This window comes from uncultured Aquimarina sp. (assembly GCF_947495315.1).
Lineage (GTDB): Bacteria > Bacteroidota > Bacteroidia > Flavobacteriales > Flavobacteriaceae > Aquimarina.
The window spans coordinates 336,343-358,936 of record NZ_CANLYD010000002.1 but is presented as its reverse complement, the minus strand read 5'-3'; the positions used below and the strand labels follow the sequence as shown (position 1 = coordinate 358,936).

The following is a 22,594-nucleotide window of genomic DNA, read 5'->3' as shown; positions in this document are numbered from 1 at the left end:
TGAGAATTTTCTTTCTAAAACAAAGATTGTTGTTTTACTGGACTTTCATGCTCCAATAACCATTTTTTCCGCCATAATCCGCCGGCATATCCGGTAAGCGATCCATCACTACCAATGACACGATGGCAAGGTACTACTACCCACAATGGATTTTTACCGTTAGCAGACGCCGCTGCTCGTATACATTTAGGATCTCCTAATTGTTTAGCGATATCTAAGTAGCTAACCGTTTTACCAAAAGGAATTTTAGAAAGCTCTTGCCACACCTTTTTCTGAAAATCAGTACCAGATGGATTCATTTTAATGCTGAAATCACTTCTATTTCCCTTAAAATACTCCTGTAACTGAATTACTGCTTCCTTAAGTATCTCCGGAATCTCTTTAGAAAGATCTTTTTCTGTGTCTTCGGTTATTGAAATTTTTGTAATACCATTTTCATCTCCTGATATAGAAGCAATACCTAAAGGAGTTTTTATGAAAGCGGTTTTGATCATTCTTCTTTTTTATCATCCAGCAGTCCTATACGGCGAGCTCGGTCTTCCCAATTTTTTCGTGCTAACTCCTGCATATTAGAATCTTGATCACTTTCATCCATAATTTCCAATCCTAATAAGGTTTCGATTACATCTTCCATGCTAACTACACCGCTTACAGAACCATATTCATCTACTACCAAAGCTATATGGTTTTTAGTTTGAACTAACTCATTAAATAAATCCGGAATTGGTAAGTTTCTGGTTGTAAATATGATAGGTCTTTTTATTTCGGCAAGAAGTTTATGACCATTTTGGTTTGCCATTTCCTTAAAAACTTCATCTTTTAATACTTGCCCTGTTATATTATCAGAATTTTCCTTATACACAGGAATTCGGGAAAAACGTAGATTTTGGTTTTCATTAAAAAACTCTTCTACGGTTGTATCTTCAGAAGCAGTTTTAATCACCGTTCTTGGAGTCATGACATCTTTTGCAAAAATAGCCTTAAAATTCAATAGATTCCTGATTACTTTAGATTCTGATTCTTCAAAAACACCTTCTTCTTCGGCAATATCAGCCATGGCAGTAAAATCTTCTCTGCTTAACACAGATCCGTGATGTCCTTTGCCACCGATTAACTTAGTAGTTAATTGTAATATCCAGAGAATACCTGTCCATTTTAGTGGCCAGATCAAAACATGTAATGCTTTAGAGGTAAAATTAGATAACTGTTTCCAATAGGTTGCTCCGATAGTCTTAGGAATAATCTCTGAAGCTACTAATATCAAAATAGTCATAATAGAAGATACAATTCCTACCATAAGATCTTCCGTAATCTCCATCCCAAGAATTGTACGGGTTTCAGATCCATACATTTCGCCATATGCTACTTTTGCTTGTACACCTACCAATATAGCTCCTACAGTGTGTGCAATAGTATTAAGCGTTAATATGGCAATTAGTGGCCGGTCTACGTCCTTCTTTAGCTTTTCTAAAGAAGTTGCATAAGCTTTCCCTTCTTTTTTCTTAACGTTAAGAAACGTAGGAGTAATACTCAGTAAAACTGCTTCCAAAATTGAGCATAAAAACGAAAAGAAAATAGATACGACTCCGTATACAATTAGTAGTGCCATGGTATAAGATTAGTTCTGCTAAAGTAATAAATAATTTCAGTAGGAGTACGATTAGTATACGCTAAGAATCAAAAATGCATATATTCTAAAGAAGAATTAATCTAGATATGAATCCTTTATCTAAAAAGAACTCTAAAATGTATTATATCTCATTTAATCCCACAAAGCACAATGAATTTTTCTTCAGGTTTTGTGGGATTAAATAATATTTTGGATTCTATATTTATTCAGTCTTCAATATTTTGAAAACTTGATTGTCAATATTCAACAAGTATATATTTGGTTTTAGTTGTGATAAATCAATTTGTTCCTTTTTAGTAGTAATGCTTCCGCTAACCAGATGTTCACCCAAAAGAGAAAATATTTTATAACTCTTAGAAATAGCAAAATCACTTTCTACAGTAACATAAGAATTTGTAGGATTCGGATATATGCTTGTGGTTAATTGAGCATTGACGTCTATTTCATCAACCGATAATGTTTGGCAAGAAACATTTGTTTCAAATGTTGATGCAGTTGCTGGATTATTGAGTAATTCATCATTGATTAAAGAGCAATAACAATTGTTGTTATTTAGTTTTGACCTTAACCAAGAAATAGCTAGCTTCCCTACATTTCCTTGTGCTCCTGCTGGATTATTTGCTGCAGAATGATTCCCGTTTTTTATTTCATACAATAATTTATCAGTTCCCTCTGGAGTTACATCATAGTGGATATCAGCGTGCTGAGATGGTTGTGCAGTAGGATCATTTTGACCACTAAAAATAAGTACAGGAGCTGAATGATCAAGAGATGGCCTATTAAATGTTGGTAACCAAGGACATAAGGCAACTACAGCTTTTATATTAGCATTCATAACTGCTGCTCGTTGGGCTCCTCCTCCTCCCATAGAGTGGCCACTTACAGCAAATTTATCAATATCAACTTGTCCCAGGAGCGGAGAAGAAGTTCGCGTATTCTCATTTTCTAAAGTTTGAAGAGCAGCGATAAGGGCTGTTGCTCTTTCATCTGGAAATGCATTTCTATTATTAGTCCCTATAACTATAGCTACGATTCCATGAGAAGCATAATAAGGTCCCCAAGCTCTCACCGATCCGGGACCAGCCGTAAATCCAGGCACGATGGCAATACTCGGATATGGCGGTGTTCCATTTATAGGATAGTATACTGTTACTTCTCGATAACCTGAACTATTTGGTAAGCCGTCAGATTCTGAATAGGAATCAATGTCATACGGACCAGGATTTGTTATAGATTCTAATGTAATATCACTGCATTGCGCATAGCTAGAATAGAAGCCTGTTAGCGTTACTACTGCAACTAGTAGTAATACTTGTAAATTTTTGATCATGAGTTTGAATTGTTAGGTTGAAAGAATAATGTGTGAATATTTTATTTAATAATAAGCTTAGTTGAGAATTGAATATATGTTAATCTTTTTAACTATGAATCCTTACTTTTATTATTTGTACATAACAAAATAGTATTTGTAAATAGCATCTCAATAAAAATCTATGTATTGTTTTCTCTAGAATACAAATTTAATGCACCTTCTAATTTTTCTAATATTGAAGTTTTACTCTGATCTCTGATTCTGACTAAAACGTCATAAGGATAAATTGAGCAAAAGCTAATGGTGTGTTTTTACCACCCCACATACTTGGGTGGTTTAATCTCATTAAGATTTAAATACACGATTAACTGTCCTCTATGATGTGTTACATGATCCTGAAGCAGATTCAAAATCTGAAGTTTGGATTTTGGGCCAGCAAAAAAATCTACTTCGGTTTTTAGTGACTCTTCTTTTGCATTCTGCACTCGTTCGTAGACAAGATCAAATGACTTTTCGAGTAACTTCATAATCTCGGCCTTAGAATCAGGAGCATTTTCTGCAAGCTTTTTACGATCAAAGACTTCTTCAGAAAAGTAGGTCGTACTAAGCCATAGCATATTCCCACAGATATGAAGCAATTGATTTTTAAAATCCATTTCACGTTCTGAAGGAGTATATAGATACTTGTTTTCGGGCATAGATTCCGCTATTTCTAGCAAATACTCTTTAGAGTTATTCCACTTTTCCAAAAAAGCGGATTTTGGGGTTACTTGTTGAGACATTATGGGATATGAAATAAAAAAAAGAAGAAAGAATATTCGTTTCATTACTTAGTAGTCACTTCATTCATATATAATTCTATTGCTTTCAATTCTTCGTCGGTGAATTTTTCTAAGCGAGCAAAATTGGTTTTCATTACTGCATAATTATCAGGATCTACAATAGGATCTTTTTTTTGTCTTAAAAAACCTATGATATCGCCATTTTGTTCTTTGTAGATTTTCATGATCTCTGTTACACTTGGACCTACGGATTTCTTATCCATTCGATGACAGGAATAACAGTTTCCTTTACCCTTAAACAGCTCTTTACCTAATTCGAATTCTGGAGATGTTGTTTTTTTCTTTGATCCGATAACGATTTTTTCTTTTTCGGTTTTCTTTTCTGATTGACAACTAGCAACTACAAAAGTGATGCTTAAGAGTATTAAAAAAATATTTTTCATTGTGTGTGATCTTATCAATTAAATAAATTATCAATGTCTTTTTTGAATCTTTCTAAAAGATCTTTAGAAAAACTATTAATTACTTTTTCTTCTTTAGAACCAATACCATCAGTTGTTTCTGCAATTTTAGTCAACGCATAAATCATAAAATCATATTCTTCATCCGGGCCATTATCAGAAAAAACTTCTATAACCCTTTTATATAAAGTTTCGATATCATTTTGATTATCATTTTCATAGTCAAAAGACCATTTAATTTCTTGTCCTTTTGGATGTGCCTTTAGGATTTCTTCCAGCGTTTTTACTTCTTCTTTCTGAATCACACCATCACTCATAGCAATTACATACAATAATTCTCCAAAAGTCTGATACAATCGATCCCTACTTACCATAAATTATTTTACTTTTTATTATTACTAAAAAAACCATCAAAATATGATGGCTATCTTTTAGATTTTATTTGCATTAAAAAGTTCTCTTACGATTTAATATTCTCGTATTTAGTTCTCTATTTTGAGATCTTTGAATAGAAATAACTTTTACTTCTTTCGCAGTATTCTCAAAATTCAATTTCAATTGATTTTTGGAATTCTGTTTAGTAGTGGACATTTAGGATTAGTTAATAATTTTATCAAATTTACCATTTTTATTTAATTCCTCAGTAGCTTTCTTCTCTAAAAAAGGAATAGCTTCTAAGGAAACACTTTTTCTTGGTGATGCTTTTTTTCGTTTAACAATAAGCTTTTTACCATCTTTCTTCCTCTTTTCTGCATCATTAATTTTAAACAAATCAATATACCTTTTAGGAGAAACACCGTCATACATTAAAACTTTAACTCTATTTTCAGTATTAAATCTTTCCGTTATAGAATCACTATGCAATTTTAAAGCCAAACTTTTTTTGTAAGGCTCTATATAGTATACTTCTTTAATTCCAGCTGCAACAATATGTCTAGCACAATTATGGCAAGGATAAGTGGTACAAAAAAGCTTACCTCCTAATATTTCTGAGCCAGATTTTTGAGTTGCATTAATCATCGCATGCATCTCTGCATGTACAGCTCTGGAAAACTCTATTAAATCTCTTATTCTAGAGTCCTTCAAAATATTAAAAACATCATTAGATTTTTCTTTATTTATTACTTCCTCTTCAACTAGTTTCTCAGTAATTAGATTTATTAATTCATTTTTTTCTTCATCATTAAAGCACTTCCCACCGCTTTTATTTATACATCTATGATCATCTCCATTTAAATCATTTTCAGTATATAAATTACCGCCATACTTTGGAACATCATTCCAGCCCACTGAAATAATATCACCAAGCTTGTTAGTAATTGATGCCCCAACTTGTCTAGATAAGCAGGCAGAATTTGCAGAGGCTGAAGAAGCCATATACATCGCAGTTTCCTGATATGTTGGAGTTGTTATTTTTGTTCCAAATACTAAATCTAGAAATCGCTGTATTTTATCATTAACTATTTTATCATTACTATCTTCTATTCTTAAAAAATAATCTGCATTTGGAAAAGTTTTTGATACTTTTTGTCCATGATCTTCAACTTGTTCTGAATCAATTTTTACCAATCTTTCAATGTCAGGATTTTCAATGCCCTTTACACTTAAGTTTTCTTTTCTAACCTCCAGTGGAGAAAAAACACCTATAAAGTAAAAAATATTTTGATATACTCTTTTTAATAATCTATATTCTGAAATATGTTTTATTGAATTTATAATATAACAGATTCTTTTTTTCTTTACTAATTCCTTATCTGTTTTAGATTTTGATTGTCTATCTTTTGTAATCTCATGAACTATTAGCTTTGATAAAATGTCATTCCCAAATTGATTTCTTAGTTCATTACCCTTATTTATCAATTCTTCATAATAACTGAATTTTTTTTCCTTTTTAGGAATTTCGAATTGCATTCTAATAAAATCGCTTAATTTAATTTCAATACAATCATATCCAAAAGTATCTTCCAGTATTTCCTTCAAACTTTCGGAAACAAAATTTATATCTGATCCTATAGGGCCGCATAAACCAATTATTAGTTCATCAGTAATAGTATAATCTAAATATTCATTAATTCCAGTTGGTTCTTTTATTTTTTTAGGTTCTCTATCATCTTCAATTTTGAGTTGTTTGGCCTCTGACATAAGTTAAATTTTCCCCTAATCTACAAAATTAGCATAAAAGTTTAACTACATCTTTAGCAAAATAGCTAGCAATGATATGTGCTCCCGCTCTTTTAAACGCTATTAGTTGTTCTATCATAATTGTATCATGATCCAACCATCCTTTTTCTGCTGCTGCTTTAAGCATTGCATACTCACCACTTACTTGATACACCGCTACAGGAACATCAACGGCCTCCCTAATATCGCGCAAAATATCCAGATAAGCTAATCCTGGTTTGACCATAACAATATCGGCTCCTTCCTCTATATCATTCAGTGTTTCTTTAACCGCTTCATCTCGATTAGCGAAATCCATCTGATAGGTTTTTTTATCTCCAAAACCAGGTGCAGAATCCAAGGCATCTCTAAACGGTCCATAAAACGCCGATGCATACTTGGCACTATAACTCATAATACCTGTATTCTTATAGTTTTCTGTTTCTAGAAGCTCTCTAATTGCCAAAATTCTACCATCCATCATATCACTAGGCGCTACAAAATCTGCTCCCGCTTTAGCGTGAGATAACGACATCTTTGCTAAAACCTCGCAAGTAGGATCGTTAACAATATATCCATCCTCCACAATACCATCGTGTCCATATGAAGAATATGGATCCAATGCCACATCGGTCATCACCAACATTTCTGGTGCTACATTTTTTACAGTTTTTATGGCTCGCTGCATCAATCCATCAGGATTTAAGGCTTCGGTTCCTTTATTATCTTTAAGATTATCAGGAACTTTAACAAAAAGCAATACTGCCTTTAACCCCATCATCCACAACTCTTTTACTTCGTCTTTTAATAAGTCTAAGCTATATCTGTAATATCCAGGCATCGAAGCGATCTCTTGCTTTATATTATTACCTTCTACCACAAAGAGTGGCACTAAAAAATCATTAGGGGTGATTGTATGTTCTCTAACTAAAGATCGAATTGATTCTGTAGTTCGTAATCTTCTATTTCTGCGTAGTTGATGCATTAATTTGTTAGTAGTTTATAAGAAACGTAAATATACCAACTTATAACGTAATTTCGGGTGGATCATTTTCACAAAATTAAACCAATTATGTAACAAACGCCTAACATAACCTACTAACTATTTAACCCGCTTTATGCAATAGAAAATCTATTGCATCTGTGAGCTACCGCAAATACTATCGCTTCGCTACTATTTTTGATTTCACCGTAGCGGTGCTATGCTAAAATCAAGAAAAAGCTAGTATTTCTCGCATCTCAAAGCTTCATAACGAAGTTCTATTGCATAAATCGGGTTTAATAGATAAAAATTGCTAAACCTTATTTTATATGCTGACAATAAAAAATCTCAATAAAACGTATCCTAACGGAACACAGGCATTAGACAATGTCAATCTTACTTTAGAAAAAGGAATGTTTGGTTTGTTAGGTCCTAACGGGGCTGGTAAATCTACCTTAATGAGAACTATTGCCACGCTACAATTAGCAGATACAGGATCTATCCATTTTGATGGTATTGATGTTTTTAAACAACCTGAAGAGCTGCGAAAAGTGTTAGGATATTTACCGCAAGATTTTGGGGTATACCCAAAAGTTTCTGCAGAGATGATGTTAAATCACATTGCTAAAGTAAAAGGGATTACTAATACTGCTGAGCGAAAAGGATATGTTGCCGATTTATTAAACAAGGTGAATTTATACAAGTTTAGAAATCGTAATCTAGGTGATTTTTCTGGAGGAATGAGACAACGTTTTGGAATTGCGCAGGCACTATTAGGAAATCCAAAACTAATTATCGTAGATGAACCTACTGCTGGTTTGGATCCTTTAGAACGTAATCGCTTTCATAACTTACTAAGTGAATTAGGTGAAAATGCTGTAGTAATTTTATCTACTCATATCGTAGATGATGTAACAAATCTATGTGAACATATGGCAGTTTTTAATGAAGGTAGCATCCTTGCACAAGGGAATCCACAAGAATTATCTAGTACTTTGGATAACAAAATATTCAAAAAACAAATTGAAAAATCAGAATTGGATCGCTATGAAAATGAATATACCGTGCTCTCCAATTATTTAAGAGGAGGCCAGTTTTTTGTAAATATATATAGCGAAAACACTCCTGGAGACGGTTTTGAGCAAATGGACAATGGTTTAGAAGAATTTTATTTCTTTAGTATTAACCAAAAGCAAGAACAGGAGGCATAGTTATGAAAGAAATTTTCTTATTCGAATTACAATACCGTTTCCGAAGGCCTGCTACCTGGATTTATGCTGGATTAGGACTTTTGATTGCCGGTCTATGGGGATATTTTCAGGAATCCTCTACCGCACAATTCGTAAATAGTCCAAATAATATTGCTGAGATTATTGCTCCCATCTCTGTCATTTCCATTTTCTTTTATGCAGCTATTATGGGGGTTCCCATCTTTAGGGATCAAGATCATAAAACTGCTCAAACCTATTTTACATTTCCTATCACTCAGAAATCCTATGTATTAGGAAGGTTTTTTGGAAGCTTCACCATTGTCAGCTTATTAAATCTTTTTATTGTGATCGGTGCAATTATTGGATTTACCTGGGGTATGTTTGCTGATAGACCGGATTATGGAGCGTATGAAGTTTTTAATTTATCATCTTACTTAATACCATTTATATTTCTATTACAGATCAATGCCTTTTTAATTGGTGCTCTCTTCTTTTGTTTAATGGCATTTTTTAAAAAAATGCCCATCATTTATCTAGGAGGAATAGTACTATTTCTATTATATAGTATCTCAGGAAACTTACTGTCAAGTCTAGATAATCAATGGTTATCAGTATACCTGGATCCGTTTGGCGGTAGAGCTTTTTCTTTTGTAAAAAAATATTGGTCAATAAATGAGTTAAACACCAATCAACTTCCGATCTATGGGAAATTCTTATTAAATAGAATGCTTTGGTTAGGATTGGGAATCCTATTTTTCTTACTAACTGTTTTCAAATTTGATTATAAAAAGTTTCTGCTTTCTGGTAAAAAAGAAGGTAAAATCAAAAATGACAAATTCGTTCCTTCTTTATTAAGTCCTATTCAGCAGGTTTTTACTAAAAAAACTGAAAGAAACAAACTATTATCTTTAAGTAAGATTGAGTTTCTTTCGATCATCAAAGACCCAGTTTTCATCATCTTGATGATCATCGGACTTGTGTTCTCTTTAATTATTATTTTCACCAACAACGAAACGTATGGAACTCCTAATTTACCGCTCACAAGATTTGTAACACCTTTTATTTCTGGTGGAATTTCTCTTTTATCCATTGTTATTTTAATCATTTATTCTGGTGAAGCAGTGCATAGAACTCGTAAAAACAAAACCTTTGTTTTTTATGATGCATTACCTATCAATACTACAAGTCTATACTTTTCTAAAGTTATTTCTTTATTGGGTGTAGCCGTAGTATTAGCATCTGTCAATATCATAATTGGAATATTATTTCAGACATTTAATGGTTATTTTGGATATGAACTAGGCATGTATGCCGTGTATAATTTTGCATTAATCCTTCCGACTTTCATAACAACCATTTTTCTATGTTTCTTTATCCATGTATTGGTTAACAATAAGTTTCTAGGGCATTTTATTATCATATTGGCTTATATCGGACTTCCATTATTGGTTCAGTTCGGTTTTAAAAGTAACAATCCACTTCTAATTTTTACGGGCTCCACTCCATTTTTTCTTAGTGATCTGAATGGTTTTGGTCATTATATGCATGGTACGTTTACTGTAAATATGTATTGGGCTTTAATGATGGCTATATTACTAGTCATTGGCACTGTATTCTGGAATCGCGGATTCTTTGCTACGACAAAGGAACGATTAACACTTGCTATAAGAAGATTGAATTTTAAAATGATCGGAGCATTACTCATGGTAATCATTGCTTTCGTATCCGTAGCTGGCTATAGCTATTACAATCTAAAAGTATTAAACTCTATCGAGGATGGTGATTACTTTAACAAAATAGCAGCAGATGCTGAAAAAAAATATGCTAGATTAATCAATCAGGCGCATCCACAGGTTACTGATCTGAAAGTCTACATTGATGTTTTTCCAGACACAAGAGCGTTAAAAGCGAAAGGAGAATTTAAGTTAATTAATAATTACAACACTCCTATTGATACCTTATTATTAAATGTTCAGTATCCTGCAGAACATACTCAATTAGGAGAAATTATCTATAACGGTGTTTCACTAAAAGCTGTGGTTTCTGATTCTATTAATAGAATGTATTTCTATAAATTGCCTACTACACTACAACCTGAAGACACTGCAAAGTTGTCAATTTCTATGTCTGCTGAGACCAAAGGATTTGCTAACAGTATGGAAACTCAGATATTAAATAACGGTACTTTTCTAAACAATTCTATCTTCCCTGATTTTCATTATGATAGAACACTTAGTGATAATGGAACTCGAAGAAAATATGGATTGGAAAAATTAGATTACTTATTTCCACCTAGAACGGATTCTACGGCTTTAAAAAAGAATCTTTATAACGAAGATGCCAATTATATTAATTTTGAAGCTGTGGTAAGTACCTCATCTGATCAAATCGCTATTGCGCCTGGTAAATTAGTAAAAGAATGGAAAGAAGATAATCGAGTCTATTTTCACTATAAATTAGAATCTCAGACGGATCTATTCTTTAATGTAGTTTCTGCCAGATATGATGTAGAGAAGTCCAGTTGGATAGCACCAAGTGGGAAAAAAGTAGACATAGAGATCTATCATTCTCCTAAACATAAAAGAAATTTAGAATATTTTATAGAAGGTACAAAAGTAGCACTGGAGTATTGTTCTAAAAATTTCTATGAGTATCCAAATTCTGTGATCAGAGTTGTCGAGTTTCCTGCACATTCTCAGTTTGCTCAATCTTTTGTCACCACAATTCCATACTCAGAAGACTTTGGGTTTGCCGCTGATTTTGAAAAGGCTGAAGATTTTAATTATGCTTTCCGTGTAACCGCACATGAAGTTGCTCATCAATGGTGGGGACATATTGTAGCACCTAGTAAAACATCCGGCGCTACAATTATTGCAGAAACCTTAGCTGAGTATTCATCGTTAATGACCATGAAACACGAGTATGGCGAAAATGGGATTAAAAACTTTCTTAAGTATTCTCTAGATGCCTATTTACGCAGTCGTGCCTTTAGTTTTAAACCGGAGCGATCGTTAATCAATGTAGAAACAGGCGGTTATATTTGGTACCGCAAAGGATCTATGGTGATGTATGAATTACAGGATATTATTGGTGAAGAAAAAATCAATACAGCCTTAAAAGGATTCTTAGAAGAGTATAAAAACTTTGAAAAAGGCGTATATCCTACTTCAGAAAACTTATATGATGCTATTTATAAAGTGACACCAGATTCTCTTAAATACTCAGTAGAAGACGGTTTTAAAAAGATTGTGTTGTATGAAAATAGAATCAAAGAAGCCAAAACCAAAAAACTGGATAATGGTACCTATGAAACCACCTTTACAGTAGATTCTAAAAAAATCTATTATGATGATAAAGGAAAAGAAGAACGCACAGATGATAAAACAAATTATATAGAAGTTGGTTTGTTTGGTGAGGACATTATAGATGATCAGGAAGTACCACTTAAAAATCCATATTATCTGGAGCGAAAATGGTTACTACCTGGCGAAAACACATTTACCATTATAACAGACAAAAAACCAGAAAAAGCGGGAGTTGATCCGTATAATAAGTTAATAGACAGGAACTCTAATGATAATCTACGAGGAGTAGAAGAGTAAGGGTCAGAGACCCTATTTAATTACAAAAAAGCAAGATGAATACGTAATGCTCTGTAAAAATTTAGTTAGTTAAATGCTGAAAATCACGATAAGAAACAGTTGTTTCTATCGTGATTTTCTTTTTATAATTTGGTAAAATATTTGGCTTTTAAGACCTGTCCTCGTCTGGAGCAACCTCAGCCTTCCATAAAATACTTTCTAGAATTGCTAATTTCAAAACTGTGGTTATAACACAATGTTTTTTGTTTAAAGTCTTATAAAATTATTTTATCTAGTGTTACTTTTTCTTTTTGGTTAGATAGGTTAATACATTGTACTTTTTTTGTTTCATTAGGCAGACCATAATTAGTATACATCGTATATTTCATAAATGCAGGGTTTAAAGCTGAAGCATCACCGAATGATTGAACATTTATAATCCATTCACCAGGCATTGCATTATCAATTATAAACTCTTTAGATGACACCCCTGATTGTACCCTAGATAATAGTTCTTCCTTATTTTCTCGAAACACATGTTTCCATTTAGAAAACTTCTTTTTCGGACTTACGAACTGAAGTTCAAATTCTGACTGAGGATCACTCCATTGAAAAACAAGACGCACCGGCACTCCTTTTACAGCTAAAAATTCATCGGGTACATCCTTATAAGTAAGCTCTGATCTATGAAAGTTTAGTAATCTCCTAATTTCTGACTCGGCTTGTTCTGCAATTTCCTCAAAGTCCATTGTAGATTCCTTATTTCGTAATATTTTTTTATACAGTTCAAAGGCTTCTTTATATTTTCCGATCGAAACGTAGATTCGTGCCAAATCCAGATGAGATTGCGCCGCATCAGGAGCTAAGTCAAAGATGCGCTCATACAAAAACGCTGCGTTATGGTATTCCTCTATAGCTTCTAACTTAAAAGCTAAGACTAATAATGCCTGTGGATTATCGAACCCAATTTCAGAAATATTAGATAAAACTTGATCTGCGAATGCAGTATTCCATACCCTAAAATAAGAGGCACTATAGCTATAAAAAGGTATACTTATGGGATACTTCTTTCTAAGGCTATAGTATATCTCTTTTGCTTCTTTATAACTTGTACTATTCCACAATTCATCTAAATAAGAAGGTCTATTGTGATTAACATCTAGTAAAAAACTAGAGGTTGTGTAATCATTTCCTTTAACTAATAAATCATTAATTGGTTTTCCATCTTTATTATTTGATATATCACCATATTTAGTGGTGATAATAAAAACTCCATTTCTTGCGGCTTGACCAAACCTAGCAGACGCTGATAAGCCAGTTAGTACAGATATTGATTTTATCTGTGTAGGGAATAGAAAAGTTGGTGGCTCGTTAAATTGTAGACCATCTACTACAAATAAGGGCGGTGTGCTATTGTCAGCAGCAAGCGAAAGCTTTGTTCGTATTTCATAAACGGCCTCATCTCCCCAACCAAACACCTGGACTCCCGGAAACTGACCTCTTATTAAGTCAGAAAGATAAATAGCAGAGTGAAGAAAATCTTCTTCTTCTACGGTATAATAAGCGTGCCCAATTGATTTCTTATTCACATTGTTGCCATACACATCTTTTACTATGTCATCTGATTCGTTACTTTCTTTAGTCTCTACTATTACTTCTTCCAGAACGGTGTGATTAGAAATAAGATCTACCTTAATATTTTTTCTTGCGTCCAAAGCAATTTCTTGAGATTCCATCCCAAAAAAATCAAATGTCAACACATCTTCCATGCTAGCATCTATGGAAAACGATCCATTAGCATCTGTAGTTGTTTGGATCAACGTCCCTTTTACAGAAACTTTACAACCTTGTACAGGTTTCCCACCAGAAGTGACTAAACCTTTTATTAATTCTTGATTTTTGTCGATCTGGTATACATTATTATCTTCTAATTCATAAACTATATTAGACAATGCCTGATCAACAGAGATCTTAGTAAGATTAAGATAATAACCTTCACTCTGTACCGCGGCTTTGTGTAATAACAAATCGTCCGGATTTGGTAAATGATTAATATAAAAAACCGGAACATCATAAACCTGTTCAAAAGAACCAAAAGTGGTTCGACCATCACTAACCACTAGATATTGATCAGGTTTGTTTTCTTCCTTAAAAAGAGCGGAAAAATTAGTCGCTCCATTATAGTCCATCTTACTAAGTGATTCAATAAGTTGGTTGCTTTTGCCATTTCTTATGTCAAACTTTTGTTGCTCATGAATTGTATTAGAAAAGGGTATCAGCGTTACCGTAGTGTTTTCTATTTTTTTCAAATACGCTTTTAAAAATTGGTATGTATATTCCGGATCATGATTCGTTGCAGAAAAAGAGGTATCCCAATAAAGCACAATATCATCAGGGTTTTCTCTTTTTCTTAGTTGCCCTTCTTCGACAGGGTATGATATATCTACACTAAATGCCATTCCTATATCCCAATGTACATCCCAATGATCCTGACTTATAGAACGCAGATAAGATATACCTTCTTTAGATGCTCCAATAGAAAATTCGATGTCTTCTCCATATACTTTTACCAACTCTAAACTAACAATAATATCATCATGCACCACGATATTATAATCCATTAAGTCTATAACTTCTTCGCCTTTTTCTTTGGTAATAGTATGATAAATATTACTGGTTAACATGTTTCTACCCGGAGCCCTTCTTTTGTGTTCATGCACATTCACACGCACTAATAAGCTATCTGTAATATTCTCATTTATATTAAACTTAAGTCGCAGTAGTTTAGAATTCTTATGGCTGATTCTAATTCTAGTGCCAATCTCACCACCTAGCGCCTTGGCATCTTTCCAATACCCCATAAAACCATTAGAGACACTTGATCTACCAACTGTCTTTTTCATTCTTTTTTCTGCCGTTACTGTAGCCGCTTCTAATTCATAGATAGCCGGCTCCATTAAAATGGTATTATTATTTGTCAATAGTTGGAACAATTCCTTAACAGATAATTGCATTGTTTTATATCCTAAACTCGATAGCTGAAAGACATTGCTTCTATTTATTTCCTGTTCGTCGTATTGTAAAAAGATATGACCATTCTGATCACTAACTGTGCCGATACCTTCGTCTAAAAAACCAACATTCACAAAAGGAATAGCTTTCTGAGTATCTCGATCCAAGACATAAGCGTCTATAGTAATCTCGTATTGAGCGGATATGAATCCACTTATAAATAATGTGCAAATGAGTAAAAAAATTATTTTTGATTTCATAGGCATATAGAATACTAACGTTTAAACCAAAGTTACAAATGATATGTATCTTATTAAGTATAACAATCTATAAATTAGTGTTATAAAGAAGTAATCTGTTACCACAAATATTGGTTTTTTATGAATATTATAACACTATTGTAGAATAGAAGTTTTATCTAACACATTAAAAACCTGAATACTATTTGTTTATTATAAGGTTTTCTCCTTTTGTAACATTTCCCCTTCACATCCGTCTTCTCCGTACAGTGCCTCCTATTCTATTAAAATCAAATAGTATATAACGCAGGCAACCTTTATAGATCTATTTACGTCTATATGAATAACTATCGGATATCAAAAAACGAAATCATCAAATTATGAATATCAAAAAACTTACAGTAGTATCTATTGCTTTTTTATCAAGCATATCTATATCTGCACAAACCATAAGTTCTAAAGTAGTCGATAAAAAAACAAACGAACCTATCCCTTACGCGACAATTCAATATGCAGAAAATGGAGGTGTAATTACAAATGAAGAAGGGATGTTTAGTTTTACATTAGATCAACGATCTGCAAAAATAGACTCTATCTATATCTCTTCTATGGGGTACGAAAAAGTTGGTATTGCATTAAACTCCATTACCGATAATATTATCTATATAGAACCAAAAGCTATAGAACTCAGTGGTGTGTTTATCTCTAATAAAAATCTGGGCATCGATGAGATTATTGATAATGTAAAAGAGAATGTAGATCAAAACTACAGTAAAGATTTGTCACATAAAAAGCTTTTTTATAGACAATCAGACTTTAGTGATCTGCATAAAATGAATATAAAATTCAAAAAGTCTACCATCAAAGAGTTTAACAAGAAGTTTATAGATAGTGTGCTATCCATTATCCCAAGAAAATCTGCTTACTATACAGAAGCGTTATGTGATCTCTATGGTAATTTTGACAAGCAAAAACTAAATATCATTAAAGGTGCAGAACTCTATGACAAAAGTAATGATGGTTCTATGGAGGCACTATCCGACAAGTTGGAAGAAATTTTAAAAAAGAACGTAAAGCCCAACTCATATCTAAAGATAAAATCAGGTTGGATTCTTGGTACTAAAGTACAAATGGACTCTATTTTTGATGCCAATGAAGAAGCTGCAGAGGTAAAAAGCGAAGTAGAGAAACCTAATAAAAATGAAGAAAACTATTTTCTTAAATACAGAAAATCATCGCTACAAGACTTACTATCTAGTATGTTTTTTCAGGAAGATTCTAAACTCAATTTTATCGAAAAATCTAGTCGATATAAGTTCGAACTAATAGATTATACGACCATAGACGATAGTAGTGTTTATATTATCAATTTCGAACCTAAAAGAGGGGCGGATTTTAAGGGAACAATGTATGTAAATACACAGGATTTTGCTATTATGAGAGTTGATTATGAGAATGTAAAAAACCTTCAGAACTTTGGTCTATTAGGTGTCAGTTTTCACGATACCATGTATAAAGGCAAAACGATCTTTGCTAAAGGAGCAGATGGTAAATACAGTGTGCGCTACATAGAAAAGACCAGAGGAAATGTTTTTGGAATTGATCGTCCACTTAAAATTATCGAGAAAAACAAGTTTGTAAAAGGAAGGCGCAAACAAAACGAGCTATCCTTAGGACTGGATATCGGTGCAGGTGAAATTAGTAAATATGAAGTTGTTGTTTTTGATTCTCAACCTATTACAGAAAGTCAGTATGAAAGTAGTAAAGAAAACAAAACCATCAAACCACAGTACCTCTCTAAATACGATCCGGATTTCTGGAAAGGATATAACATCATAGAGCCTAATACTGCGATTAAACAATTTACAGCGATTGAAGGAGGCTTATAGTCCTCTAAATTAGATTTTGTTAATTCTGCTGAACCTGTTAGAGCACAATCAAGACTATCATAAGAATCACTTTGTTCAAAAGGGATTTTATTCAATTTATTTGTTATAAATCAGTAAATATCTCGTCTTATTTTAAGAATATATTACCATAATTGTATTCTTTTTCGTTGTAACTATGTAATAGATATAATGGAATCTATACTTTTATCGTGTAATTTTATGAATCTACTGATGCTATGAAAATGAATAAAATTGTGTTACTAATTCTTAGTGTATGGATGATTTCTTCTTCTATAAAAGCTCAAAAAATTAGCTCTAAGGTTGTTGACAAAAAAACCAATCAACCCATACCCTACGCTACCATACAGATTGGAGAAAATCAAGGAATAGTAACTAACGAAGAAGGAAGTTTTAGTATTACTCTAGATGATATTCAATCCAAAATAGATTCTATCTACATTTCTTCTATGGGTTATGAAAAAGTCGGTGTTGCTGTAACAAGTATTACGGATAGCATTATATATATCCAACCCAAAGCTATAGCATTAAAAAGTGTTTTTATCTCTAACAAAAATCTTGATATCGACGATATCATTGACAATGTAGATGATAATATGGAAGATAATTATAGATCTGATCTTGCTAAAAGCAGACTATTTTTTAGAGAAACTAATACCAATTTTATTAAAAAAATGGATATTGAGTTTAAAAAATCTACTATCGAGGAGATTGACAAAAAACTAGTAGATAGTATATCCCGAGTGATTCCGAGAAATTCTGTTTTTTATGCGGAGGCTTTATGTGATTTTTATGGAAATACCGATAAACAGAAACTAAATGTAATCAAAGGAGCTCGTCTATATGATAAAAACAATAATGGATCTATAGAAGGGGTGTTTAAGAAAATGGAGAAAATCTTTAAAGATAATGTAAAACCTAATTCATATCTAAAAATAAGATCAGGACTCTTTAGTCAAAAAGTACAGGTAGATTCGATTCTTAAAGCGAATCAAGATGCTCAGGATATCGCAGATGGAATTGATAATCCAAAAGAAAATTTCTTCTTTAAGTCCAGAAAAATGAATCTCAAAAACCTGTTTAATGAAATGTTATATCAGTCAGATACTAAATTGAATGTGATCAAAAATTCAGGCAGGTATATTTTTGAGCGAGTAGATTATACCATACTGGATGATGTGGGAGTATATGTGATCAAATTCACACCAAAAAGAAGAGGTGATTTTAAAGGTACCTTATACGTAAATACAGAGGATTTTGCAGTGATACGCGTAGATTATCAAAACGTAAAGCGTTTACGTAGTTTTAACTTATTAGGTGTTAGTTTTGAAGAAAATGGATATAGTGGCACTACTATTTTTCAGAAAGGATCAGATGGTAAATATGGGGTAAAATTTATAGAAAAAGTAACAGAAAACAAATTTGGTGTAGATCGTCCATTAAGTATTATAGAGAAAAATAAATACGTTAAAGGAAGAAACAAGCAAAATCAGTTGTCCCTTAACCTAGATGTCATTAGTTACGCTAAAAACAAGTATGAAGTGATCGTCTTTGATGCTAAAAATATCACCGAAGCAGAATATAATAACGGTAAAGAAAATAAAAACGTACAATCCACTTATTTATCAAAATACAGTCCGGATTTCTGGAAAGGTTATAATATTATAGAACCTAATACTGCAATCAAACAGTTTAAAGCTATTGATGAAGATATAGAAGAAGAATAAACCGGTTATTTTATTAACATAATGAATACTGAGATTACATATAGAAAAGCTGCATTGAGTGATACTTTACAACTTTCCATTCTGTACAAACAGGTATATATGAAAACATATGCTGTACAAGGAATCACTAAAGAATTTGCCAATTTTGTATCCGATAAATTCTCTGTAAAAGCCATTGAAAAAACCATAAAAGAGGAAGATTCTATTATTGTGGCAACCTACAAAGATAATCCTATAGGAGTTGCAGAGATTGTTTATAAAAGTACTTGTCCTTTAAGAAATAAGATAGCTCCAGAGCTTGGAAAACTATATGTACTGGATTGGTTTTTTGGAAAAGGTGTGGGTTCTGGATTACTTAATGCGGTGGAAAAAGAATTAAATAGTAAAGAGTATACAGAACTTTGGCTTTGGGTATATATAAAAAACGAAAGAGCAATTTCTTTTTATGAAAAACAACAATTTAATTGCATCGGTAATGCTTTTTTCGAAATGGAAATGAACACCTATGAAAACAAAGTAATGCTAAAAACCATTTAATGTTATTACATTTCTAATCGGTTAACTTCAACGTTCTTAATAAAGCCTCAAAATAATAACCTTCTTGCTCTGGGATAATAGTAGTTTTATAAGCTGTATTCTTTACTACGTAAAAGGAAGAAGATTCCGTATCCTTATCATCCTGATGTAAATTGACAATCTTCTGGATAAAATCATTAATTAGCAGCACCTCATCGTAGGTGATCTCACGTCTTATTGTAGGTTGGTCACTTTTATACACCAGATAATCATCTCTGAAGCTCATTGATTTCTTTGTTGCTCCTATTTGATGAAATTCAAAAGTAAAATCCTGAGAAGTAAAAATCTTATTAATATTCTCTGCTGTAGGCTCTACATTACGAGCACAGCTAGTAATGAAAACTAGTATAGAAAGTATTAAAATTTTTCTCATTTTTTCACTTTTAAAGTATGTCTTCAACCAAGAATTGAAGACAGTCGATTTTAATCAAAATATCAATCTTAACTATAAGGATACAAAAAAAGGTATTGATTATCATAACCAATACCTTTATAATTTTATATGAAAACCCAATTAACATAATTGGTATACTGTATTATTTCACAGCTAGCCTCTTGATAGAATTTTCAAAATCTACATTCTCAAGATTACTTATCAGTAACCCAATACCACCTGTTTTAGAGGCAACAATGTACTCTGCCTGATATTTCTTTTCCATTTTATACCCTTTTAGGTATTTTAACTTCACAATTTTAGAAGTTGGAGTAAAGAAAAATCTTCCGTGGATTCTTTTGTAACGTACTTCTTGCACATTTGCTTCATCCTTTAGTTGTCGGCTTAACGCTTCTACAACTGTAGCAGCTCTATGCTCATCTAATTGATAAAAATCACACGCATAAATAAATACATAGTTTTCTACATTTTTCTCATCAACGAACAACTGAAAATCAACATTTTTATCTTCGATTTTTTTCAATTCCTCTAACGCGATCTTCTTAAATTTAGGGCTATCGGTTAATGAATCTAACCGAACCTTAAACTGCTCAGGGCTTGTTTTTTCATACCCCTTGGTAAGCATTATCGTATTCTTACGAAACTCGATTGTGTTTTTTTTGGAGAAATTTGTAAACTTAGACTTCTGTTTTCCATCTGTGAAGTATTGACATCCAGTCAGAAGGATTACAGTTAATAATAGTAAAATTTTTTTCATAGGGTTCTGGGTGTTAATTGGTTAAAAATTTATTCAATAAGCCCCATAAGTGTGCGCAAGGTAATAAAAAAAACCATACAAACAACCTTTTGTCCTAATTTTTGTGCATTTTATCCGATTAAACTTGAATAGTAACCGGTTTTTACCCGGTTTTTGGTAGGATTACACCCACTCTTTCGGGTTCTTTAAAATTTCTAGTAATCGTTCTTCTTCAGAACCTAATGCAGGATGATGATCATAGCGCCATTGTACTTGTGGCGGTAAACTCATTAGAATGCTCTCAATTCTTCCGTTTGTTTTTAGCCCAAACAGTGTTCCTTTATCATGTACCAAATTAAACTCTACATACCTACCACGGCGAATCTCCTGCCAATCTTTTTGTATATCAGTAAATTTTGTGTTTTTTCTTCGTTCTACGATAGGAACGTAAGCCTGTAAGAAACTATTACCCACTTCTGTTACAAAATCATACCAATTTTGCATAGTCATCGTCTCTGTTTTCTTACAATAGTCAAAAAATAAACCTCCTACTCCACGACCTTCACCTCGATGCGCATTATAAAAATATTCATCACATTTCTTTTTATACAATGAATAAAAATCAGGATTGTGTTTATCACAAGATGTTTTACATACCTGATGAAAGTGTCTTGCATCCTCATCAAACAAATAGTATGGTGTAAGATCCTGTCCACCACCAAACCAACTATCCACAACAGCACCCTCTTTATCATACATCTCAAAATATCTCCAATTGGCGTGTACTGTTGGTACCATTGGACTTTTAGGATGCAACACCAGTGACAATCCGCAGGCAAAAAAGTCTACATCTCCTACATTAAAATAGCTCCGCATCGCTTTGGGTAATTTGCCATGAACTCCAGAGATATTAACACCTCCTTTTTCGAATACAGCTCCTTTTTCAATAACTCGTGTACGACCTCCTCCACCTTCAGGACGTTTCCAGATATCTTCTTTAAATGTAGCTTGACCATCAACTGCTTCTAATCCAGACGTAATTGTATCCTGTAAATCTTGTATATATTGATAGAATCTTTCTTTCATGTTTTATGCTTCAATTTTAGAAACCTCATTAGAATCTTTTCCTTCAATAAGTCCTTTTTGATTCAAAATTTTAACTGTCTCAGTAGACGCAGCTACTACAGAAATTGGAAGTGTAACAATAAACCCAATTATGGGTATAAATAGCATGAACATAAACACAATACCATTACCAATGGCTGTTCCTCTGTGCTTTCTTACAAATTGAATACTTTCTTTATACTTAAAATGACGTTCCATCGTATAATCCATATTTCCAAAACCTATATAATATGCTTGTATGGCAAATATCAATATCGTAGCGATAATTCCGATTACCGGAATAAGACTGAGAATTAATAAAGGAATGATAAATAATAATTCTCTAAACAAGTTTCTTACGTTAATACGAATACCACGCATCAGCTGTTCTCTGAATGAAGTGTTACGATGCTGATGTGTTTGATGGGCATCTCCTAAAAGGTGTGCTTCTACTTTTTCTGAAACAGGGCTCATAAATGGTGCCGACAGCGCCATAACGATATGCTTATACAACACTAATCCCAACGCTAGTATTAATAAGATACTAAAACCTTTACTAATCATAGCGAATGTTTCTGATCCCCAATCCCAAACCCATGCCTTGGCAATAAAACCTCCTAGAGGATCTGATAAAAACCAAGCTGAAACCATAAAAATGATTCCGGTTAAAAAACTAATAAGAATCGGGATGGCGAAATACTTCCACAATCCTAGTTTAGAGATTAAAGCAAAACCTCCAAAATATGCTTTGATACCATTAATAATGTTCTTGATCATAAT

General features: G+C 32.8%; 18 protein-coding genes. 5 read left to right on the top strand and 13 right to left on the bottom strand.

Features of this window, described 5'->3' with window-relative positions; translation table 11 throughout:
- Window positions 1-14: 14 nt before the first annotated feature.
- From Q0910_RS04990 to hemB, 8 genes are all read right to left on the bottom strand, one after another.
- The gene (locus tag Q0910_RS04990) at window positions 15-491 is read right to left on the bottom strand and encodes a methylated-DNA--[protein]-cysteine S-methyltransferase (protein ID WP_299213499.1); all 477 of its coding nucleotides are present in this window, start codon (window positions 489-491) and stop codon (window positions 15-17) included.
- Complete coding sequence (locus Q0910_RS04985; RefSeq protein ID WP_299213207.1) at window positions 491-1,609, bottom strand: CNNM domain-containing protein; 1,119 nt, start codon at window positions 1,607-1,609, stop codon at window positions 491-493. The genes Q0910_RS04990 and Q0910_RS04985 overlap by 1 nt, the downstream gene beginning before the upstream one ends.
- 223 nt (window positions 1,610-1,832) lie before the next feature.
- Window positions 1,833-2,960, bottom strand: a complete 1,128-nt coding sequence (locus tag Q0910_RS04980) for a T9SS type A sorting domain-containing protein (protein ID WP_299213205.1) — start codon at window positions 2,958-2,960, stop codon at window positions 1,833-1,835.
- 293 nt (window positions 2,961-3,253) lie between these two features.
- Window positions 3,254-3,724, bottom strand: coding sequence for a DinB family protein (locus Q0910_RS04975; RefSeq protein WP_299213497.1), 471 nt, complete (start codon window positions 3,722-3,724; stop codon window positions 3,254-3,256).
- Window positions 3,725-3,768: 44 nt separating this feature from the next.
- A complete protein-coding gene (locus Q0910_RS04970) occupies window positions 3,769-4,167 on the bottom strand; it encodes a c-type cytochrome (protein ID WP_299213203.1) in 399 nt (132 codons plus the stop codon).
- 14 nt (window positions 4,168-4,181) lie between these two features.
- The gene (locus tag Q0910_RS04965; RefSeq protein WP_299213201.1) at window positions 4,182-4,559 is read right to left on the bottom strand and encodes a TerB family tellurite resistance protein; all 378 of its coding nucleotides are present in this window, start codon (window positions 4,557-4,559) and stop codon (window positions 4,182-4,184) included.
- Window positions 4,560-4,782: 223 nt separating this feature from the next.
- On the bottom strand, window positions 4,783-6,327 hold the full coding sequence (locus tag Q0910_RS04960) for an anti-phage dCTP deaminase (RefSeq protein WP_299213199.1): 1,545 nt from the start codon (window positions 6,325-6,327) through the stop codon (window positions 4,783-4,785).
- A gap of 28 nt (window positions 6,328-6,355) precedes the next feature.
- Window positions 6,356-7,330 (bottom strand): porphobilinogen synthase, encoded by a 975-nt coding sequence (gene hemB, locus Q0910_RS04955; RefSeq protein WP_299213197.1) that lies wholly within the window; start codon window positions 7,328-7,330, stop codon window positions 6,356-6,358.
- 326 nt (window positions 7,331-7,656) lie between these two features.
- On the opposite strand from hemB, the gene Q0910_RS04950 reads away from it, so the two are divergent.
- The gene (locus Q0910_RS04950) at window positions 7,657-8,538 is read left to right on the top strand and encodes an ABC transporter ATP-binding protein (RefSeq protein WP_299213195.1); all 882 of its coding nucleotides are present in this window, start codon (window positions 7,657-7,659) and stop codon (window positions 8,536-8,538) included.
- A 2-nt stretch (window positions 8,539-8,540) separates the two neighbouring features.
- Window positions 8,541-12,140, top strand: coding sequence for a M1 family aminopeptidase (locus Q0910_RS04945; protein ID WP_299213193.1), 3,600 nt, complete (start codon window positions 8,541-8,543; stop codon window positions 12,138-12,140).
- A gap of 254 nt (window positions 12,141-12,394) precedes the next feature.
- On the opposite strand, the gene Q0910_RS04940 is transcribed toward Q0910_RS04945, so the two are convergent.
- The gene (locus Q0910_RS04940) at window positions 12,395-15,391 is read right to left on the bottom strand and encodes a carboxypeptidase-like regulatory domain-containing protein (protein ID WP_299213192.1); all 2,997 of its coding nucleotides are present in this window, start codon (window positions 15,389-15,391) and stop codon (window positions 12,395-12,397) included.
- 359 nt (window positions 15,392-15,750) lie between these two features.
- Between Q0910_RS04940 and Q0910_RS04935 the strand changes: the two genes are divergently transcribed.
- The 3 genes from Q0910_RS04935 (at window position 15,751) to Q0910_RS04925 (ending at window position 19,541) form a co-directional block, all read left to right on the top strand.
- Complete coding sequence (locus Q0910_RS04935; RefSeq protein ID WP_299213190.1) at window positions 15,751-17,259, top strand: carboxypeptidase-like regulatory domain-containing protein; 1,509 nt, start codon at window positions 15,751-15,753, stop codon at window positions 17,257-17,259.
- Window positions 17,260-17,495: 236 nt separating this feature from the next.
- A complete protein-coding gene (locus Q0910_RS04930; protein WP_299213188.1) occupies window positions 17,496-19,004 on the top strand; it encodes a carboxypeptidase-like regulatory domain-containing protein in 1,509 nt (502 codons plus the stop codon).
- Between the two features lie 21 nt (window positions 19,005-19,025).
- The gene (locus tag Q0910_RS04925) at window positions 19,026-19,541 is read left to right on the top strand and encodes a GNAT family N-acetyltransferase (protein WP_299213186.1); all 516 of its coding nucleotides are present in this window, start codon (window positions 19,026-19,028) and stop codon (window positions 19,539-19,541) included.
- A gap of 13 nt (window positions 19,542-19,554) precedes the next feature.
- On the opposite strand, the gene Q0910_RS04920 is transcribed toward Q0910_RS04925, so the two are convergent.
- The 4 genes from Q0910_RS04920 to Q0910_RS04905 form a co-directional block, all read right to left on the bottom strand.
- Entirely contained in the window at window positions 19,555-19,953 is a 399-nt protein-coding gene (locus Q0910_RS04920) for a hypothetical protein (protein ID WP_299213184.1), read from the bottom strand.
- A gap of 163 nt (window positions 19,954-20,116) precedes the next feature.
- Window positions 20,117-20,731: a hypothetical protein gene (locus Q0910_RS04915; RefSeq protein ID WP_299213182.1), complete on the bottom strand. Its 615-nt coding sequence runs from the start codon at window positions 20,729-20,731 to the stop codon at window positions 20,117-20,119.
- 162 nt (window positions 20,732-20,893) lie between these two features.
- Window positions 20,894-21,796, bottom strand: a complete 903-nt coding sequence (gene hemF, locus Q0910_RS04910; RefSeq protein ID WP_299213180.1) for an oxygen-dependent coproporphyrinogen oxidase — start codon at window positions 21,794-21,796, stop codon at window positions 20,894-20,896.
- A 3-nt stretch (window positions 21,797-21,799) separates the two neighbouring features.
- Complete coding sequence (locus tag Q0910_RS04905) at window positions 21,800-22,591, bottom strand: EI24 domain-containing protein (RefSeq protein WP_299213178.1); 792 nt, start codon at window positions 22,589-22,591, stop codon at window positions 21,800-21,802.
- Between the last annotated feature and the right edge of the window lie 3 nt (window positions 22,592-22,594).

Bases quoted from the DNA above. Each gene is read 5' to 3' on its own strand.
- Q0910_RS04905 (WP_299213178.1), bottom strand. From the start codon at position 22,591: ATGATCAAGAACATTATTAATGGTATCAAAGCATATTTTGGAGGTTTT.
- Q0910_RS04935 (WP_299213190.1), top strand. From the start codon at position 15,751: ATGAATATCAAAAAACTTACAGTAGTATCTATTGCTTTTTTATCAAGC.
- hemB (WP_299213197.1), bottom strand. From the start codon at position 7,330: ATGCATCAACTACGCAGAAATAGAAGATTACGAACTACAGAATCAATT.
- Q0910_RS04975 (WP_299213497.1), bottom strand. From the start codon at position 3,724: ATGTCTCAACAAGTAACCCCAAAATCCGCTTTTTTGGAAAAGTGGAAT.
- hemF (WP_299213180.1), bottom strand. From the start codon at position 21,796: ATGAAAGAAAGATTCTATCAATATATACAAGATTTACAGGATACAATT.
- Q0910_RS04945 (WP_299213193.1), top strand. From the start codon at position 8,541: ATGAAAGAAATTTTCTTATTCGAATTACAATACCGTTTCCGAAGGCCT.
- Q0910_RS04915 (WP_299213182.1), bottom strand. From the start codon at position 20,731: ATGAAAAAAATTTTACTATTATTAACTGTAATCCTTCTGACTGGATGT.
- Q0910_RS04940 (WP_299213192.1), bottom strand. From the start codon at position 15,391: ATGAAATCAAAAATAATTTTTTTACTCATTTGCACATTATTTATAAGT.
- Q0910_RS04930 (WP_299213188.1), top strand. From the start codon at position 17,496: ATGAAAATGAATAAAATTGTGTTACTAATTCTTAGTGTATGGATGATT.
- Q0910_RS04960 (WP_299213199.1), bottom strand. From the start codon at position 6,327: ATGTCAGAGGCCAAACAACTCAAAATTGAAGATGATAGAGAACCTAAA.
- Q0910_RS04950 (WP_299213195.1), top strand. From the start codon at position 7,657: ATGCTGACAATAAAAAATCTCAATAAAACGTATCCTAACGGAACACAG.
- Q0910_RS04980 (WP_299213205.1), bottom strand. From the start codon at position 2,960: ATGATCAAAAATTTACAAGTATTACTACTAGTTGCAGTAGTAACGCTA.
- Q0910_RS04920 (WP_299213184.1), bottom strand. From the start codon at position 19,953: ATGAGAAAAATTTTAATACTTTCTATACTAGTTTTCATTACTAGCTGT.
- Q0910_RS04965 (WP_299213201.1), bottom strand. From the start codon at position 4,559: ATGGTAAGTAGGGATCGATTGTATCAGACTTTTGGAGAATTATTGTAT.
- Q0910_RS04985 (WP_299213207.1), bottom strand. From the start codon at position 1,609: ATGGCACTACTAATTGTATACGGAGTCGTATCTATTTTCTTTTCGTTT.
- Q0910_RS04970 (WP_299213203.1), bottom strand. From the start codon at position 4,167: ATGAAAAATATTTTTTTAATACTCTTAAGCATCACTTTTGTAGTTGCT.
- Q0910_RS04925 (WP_299213186.1), top strand. From the start codon at position 19,026: ATGAATACTGAGATTACATATAGAAAAGCTGCATTGAGTGATACTTTA.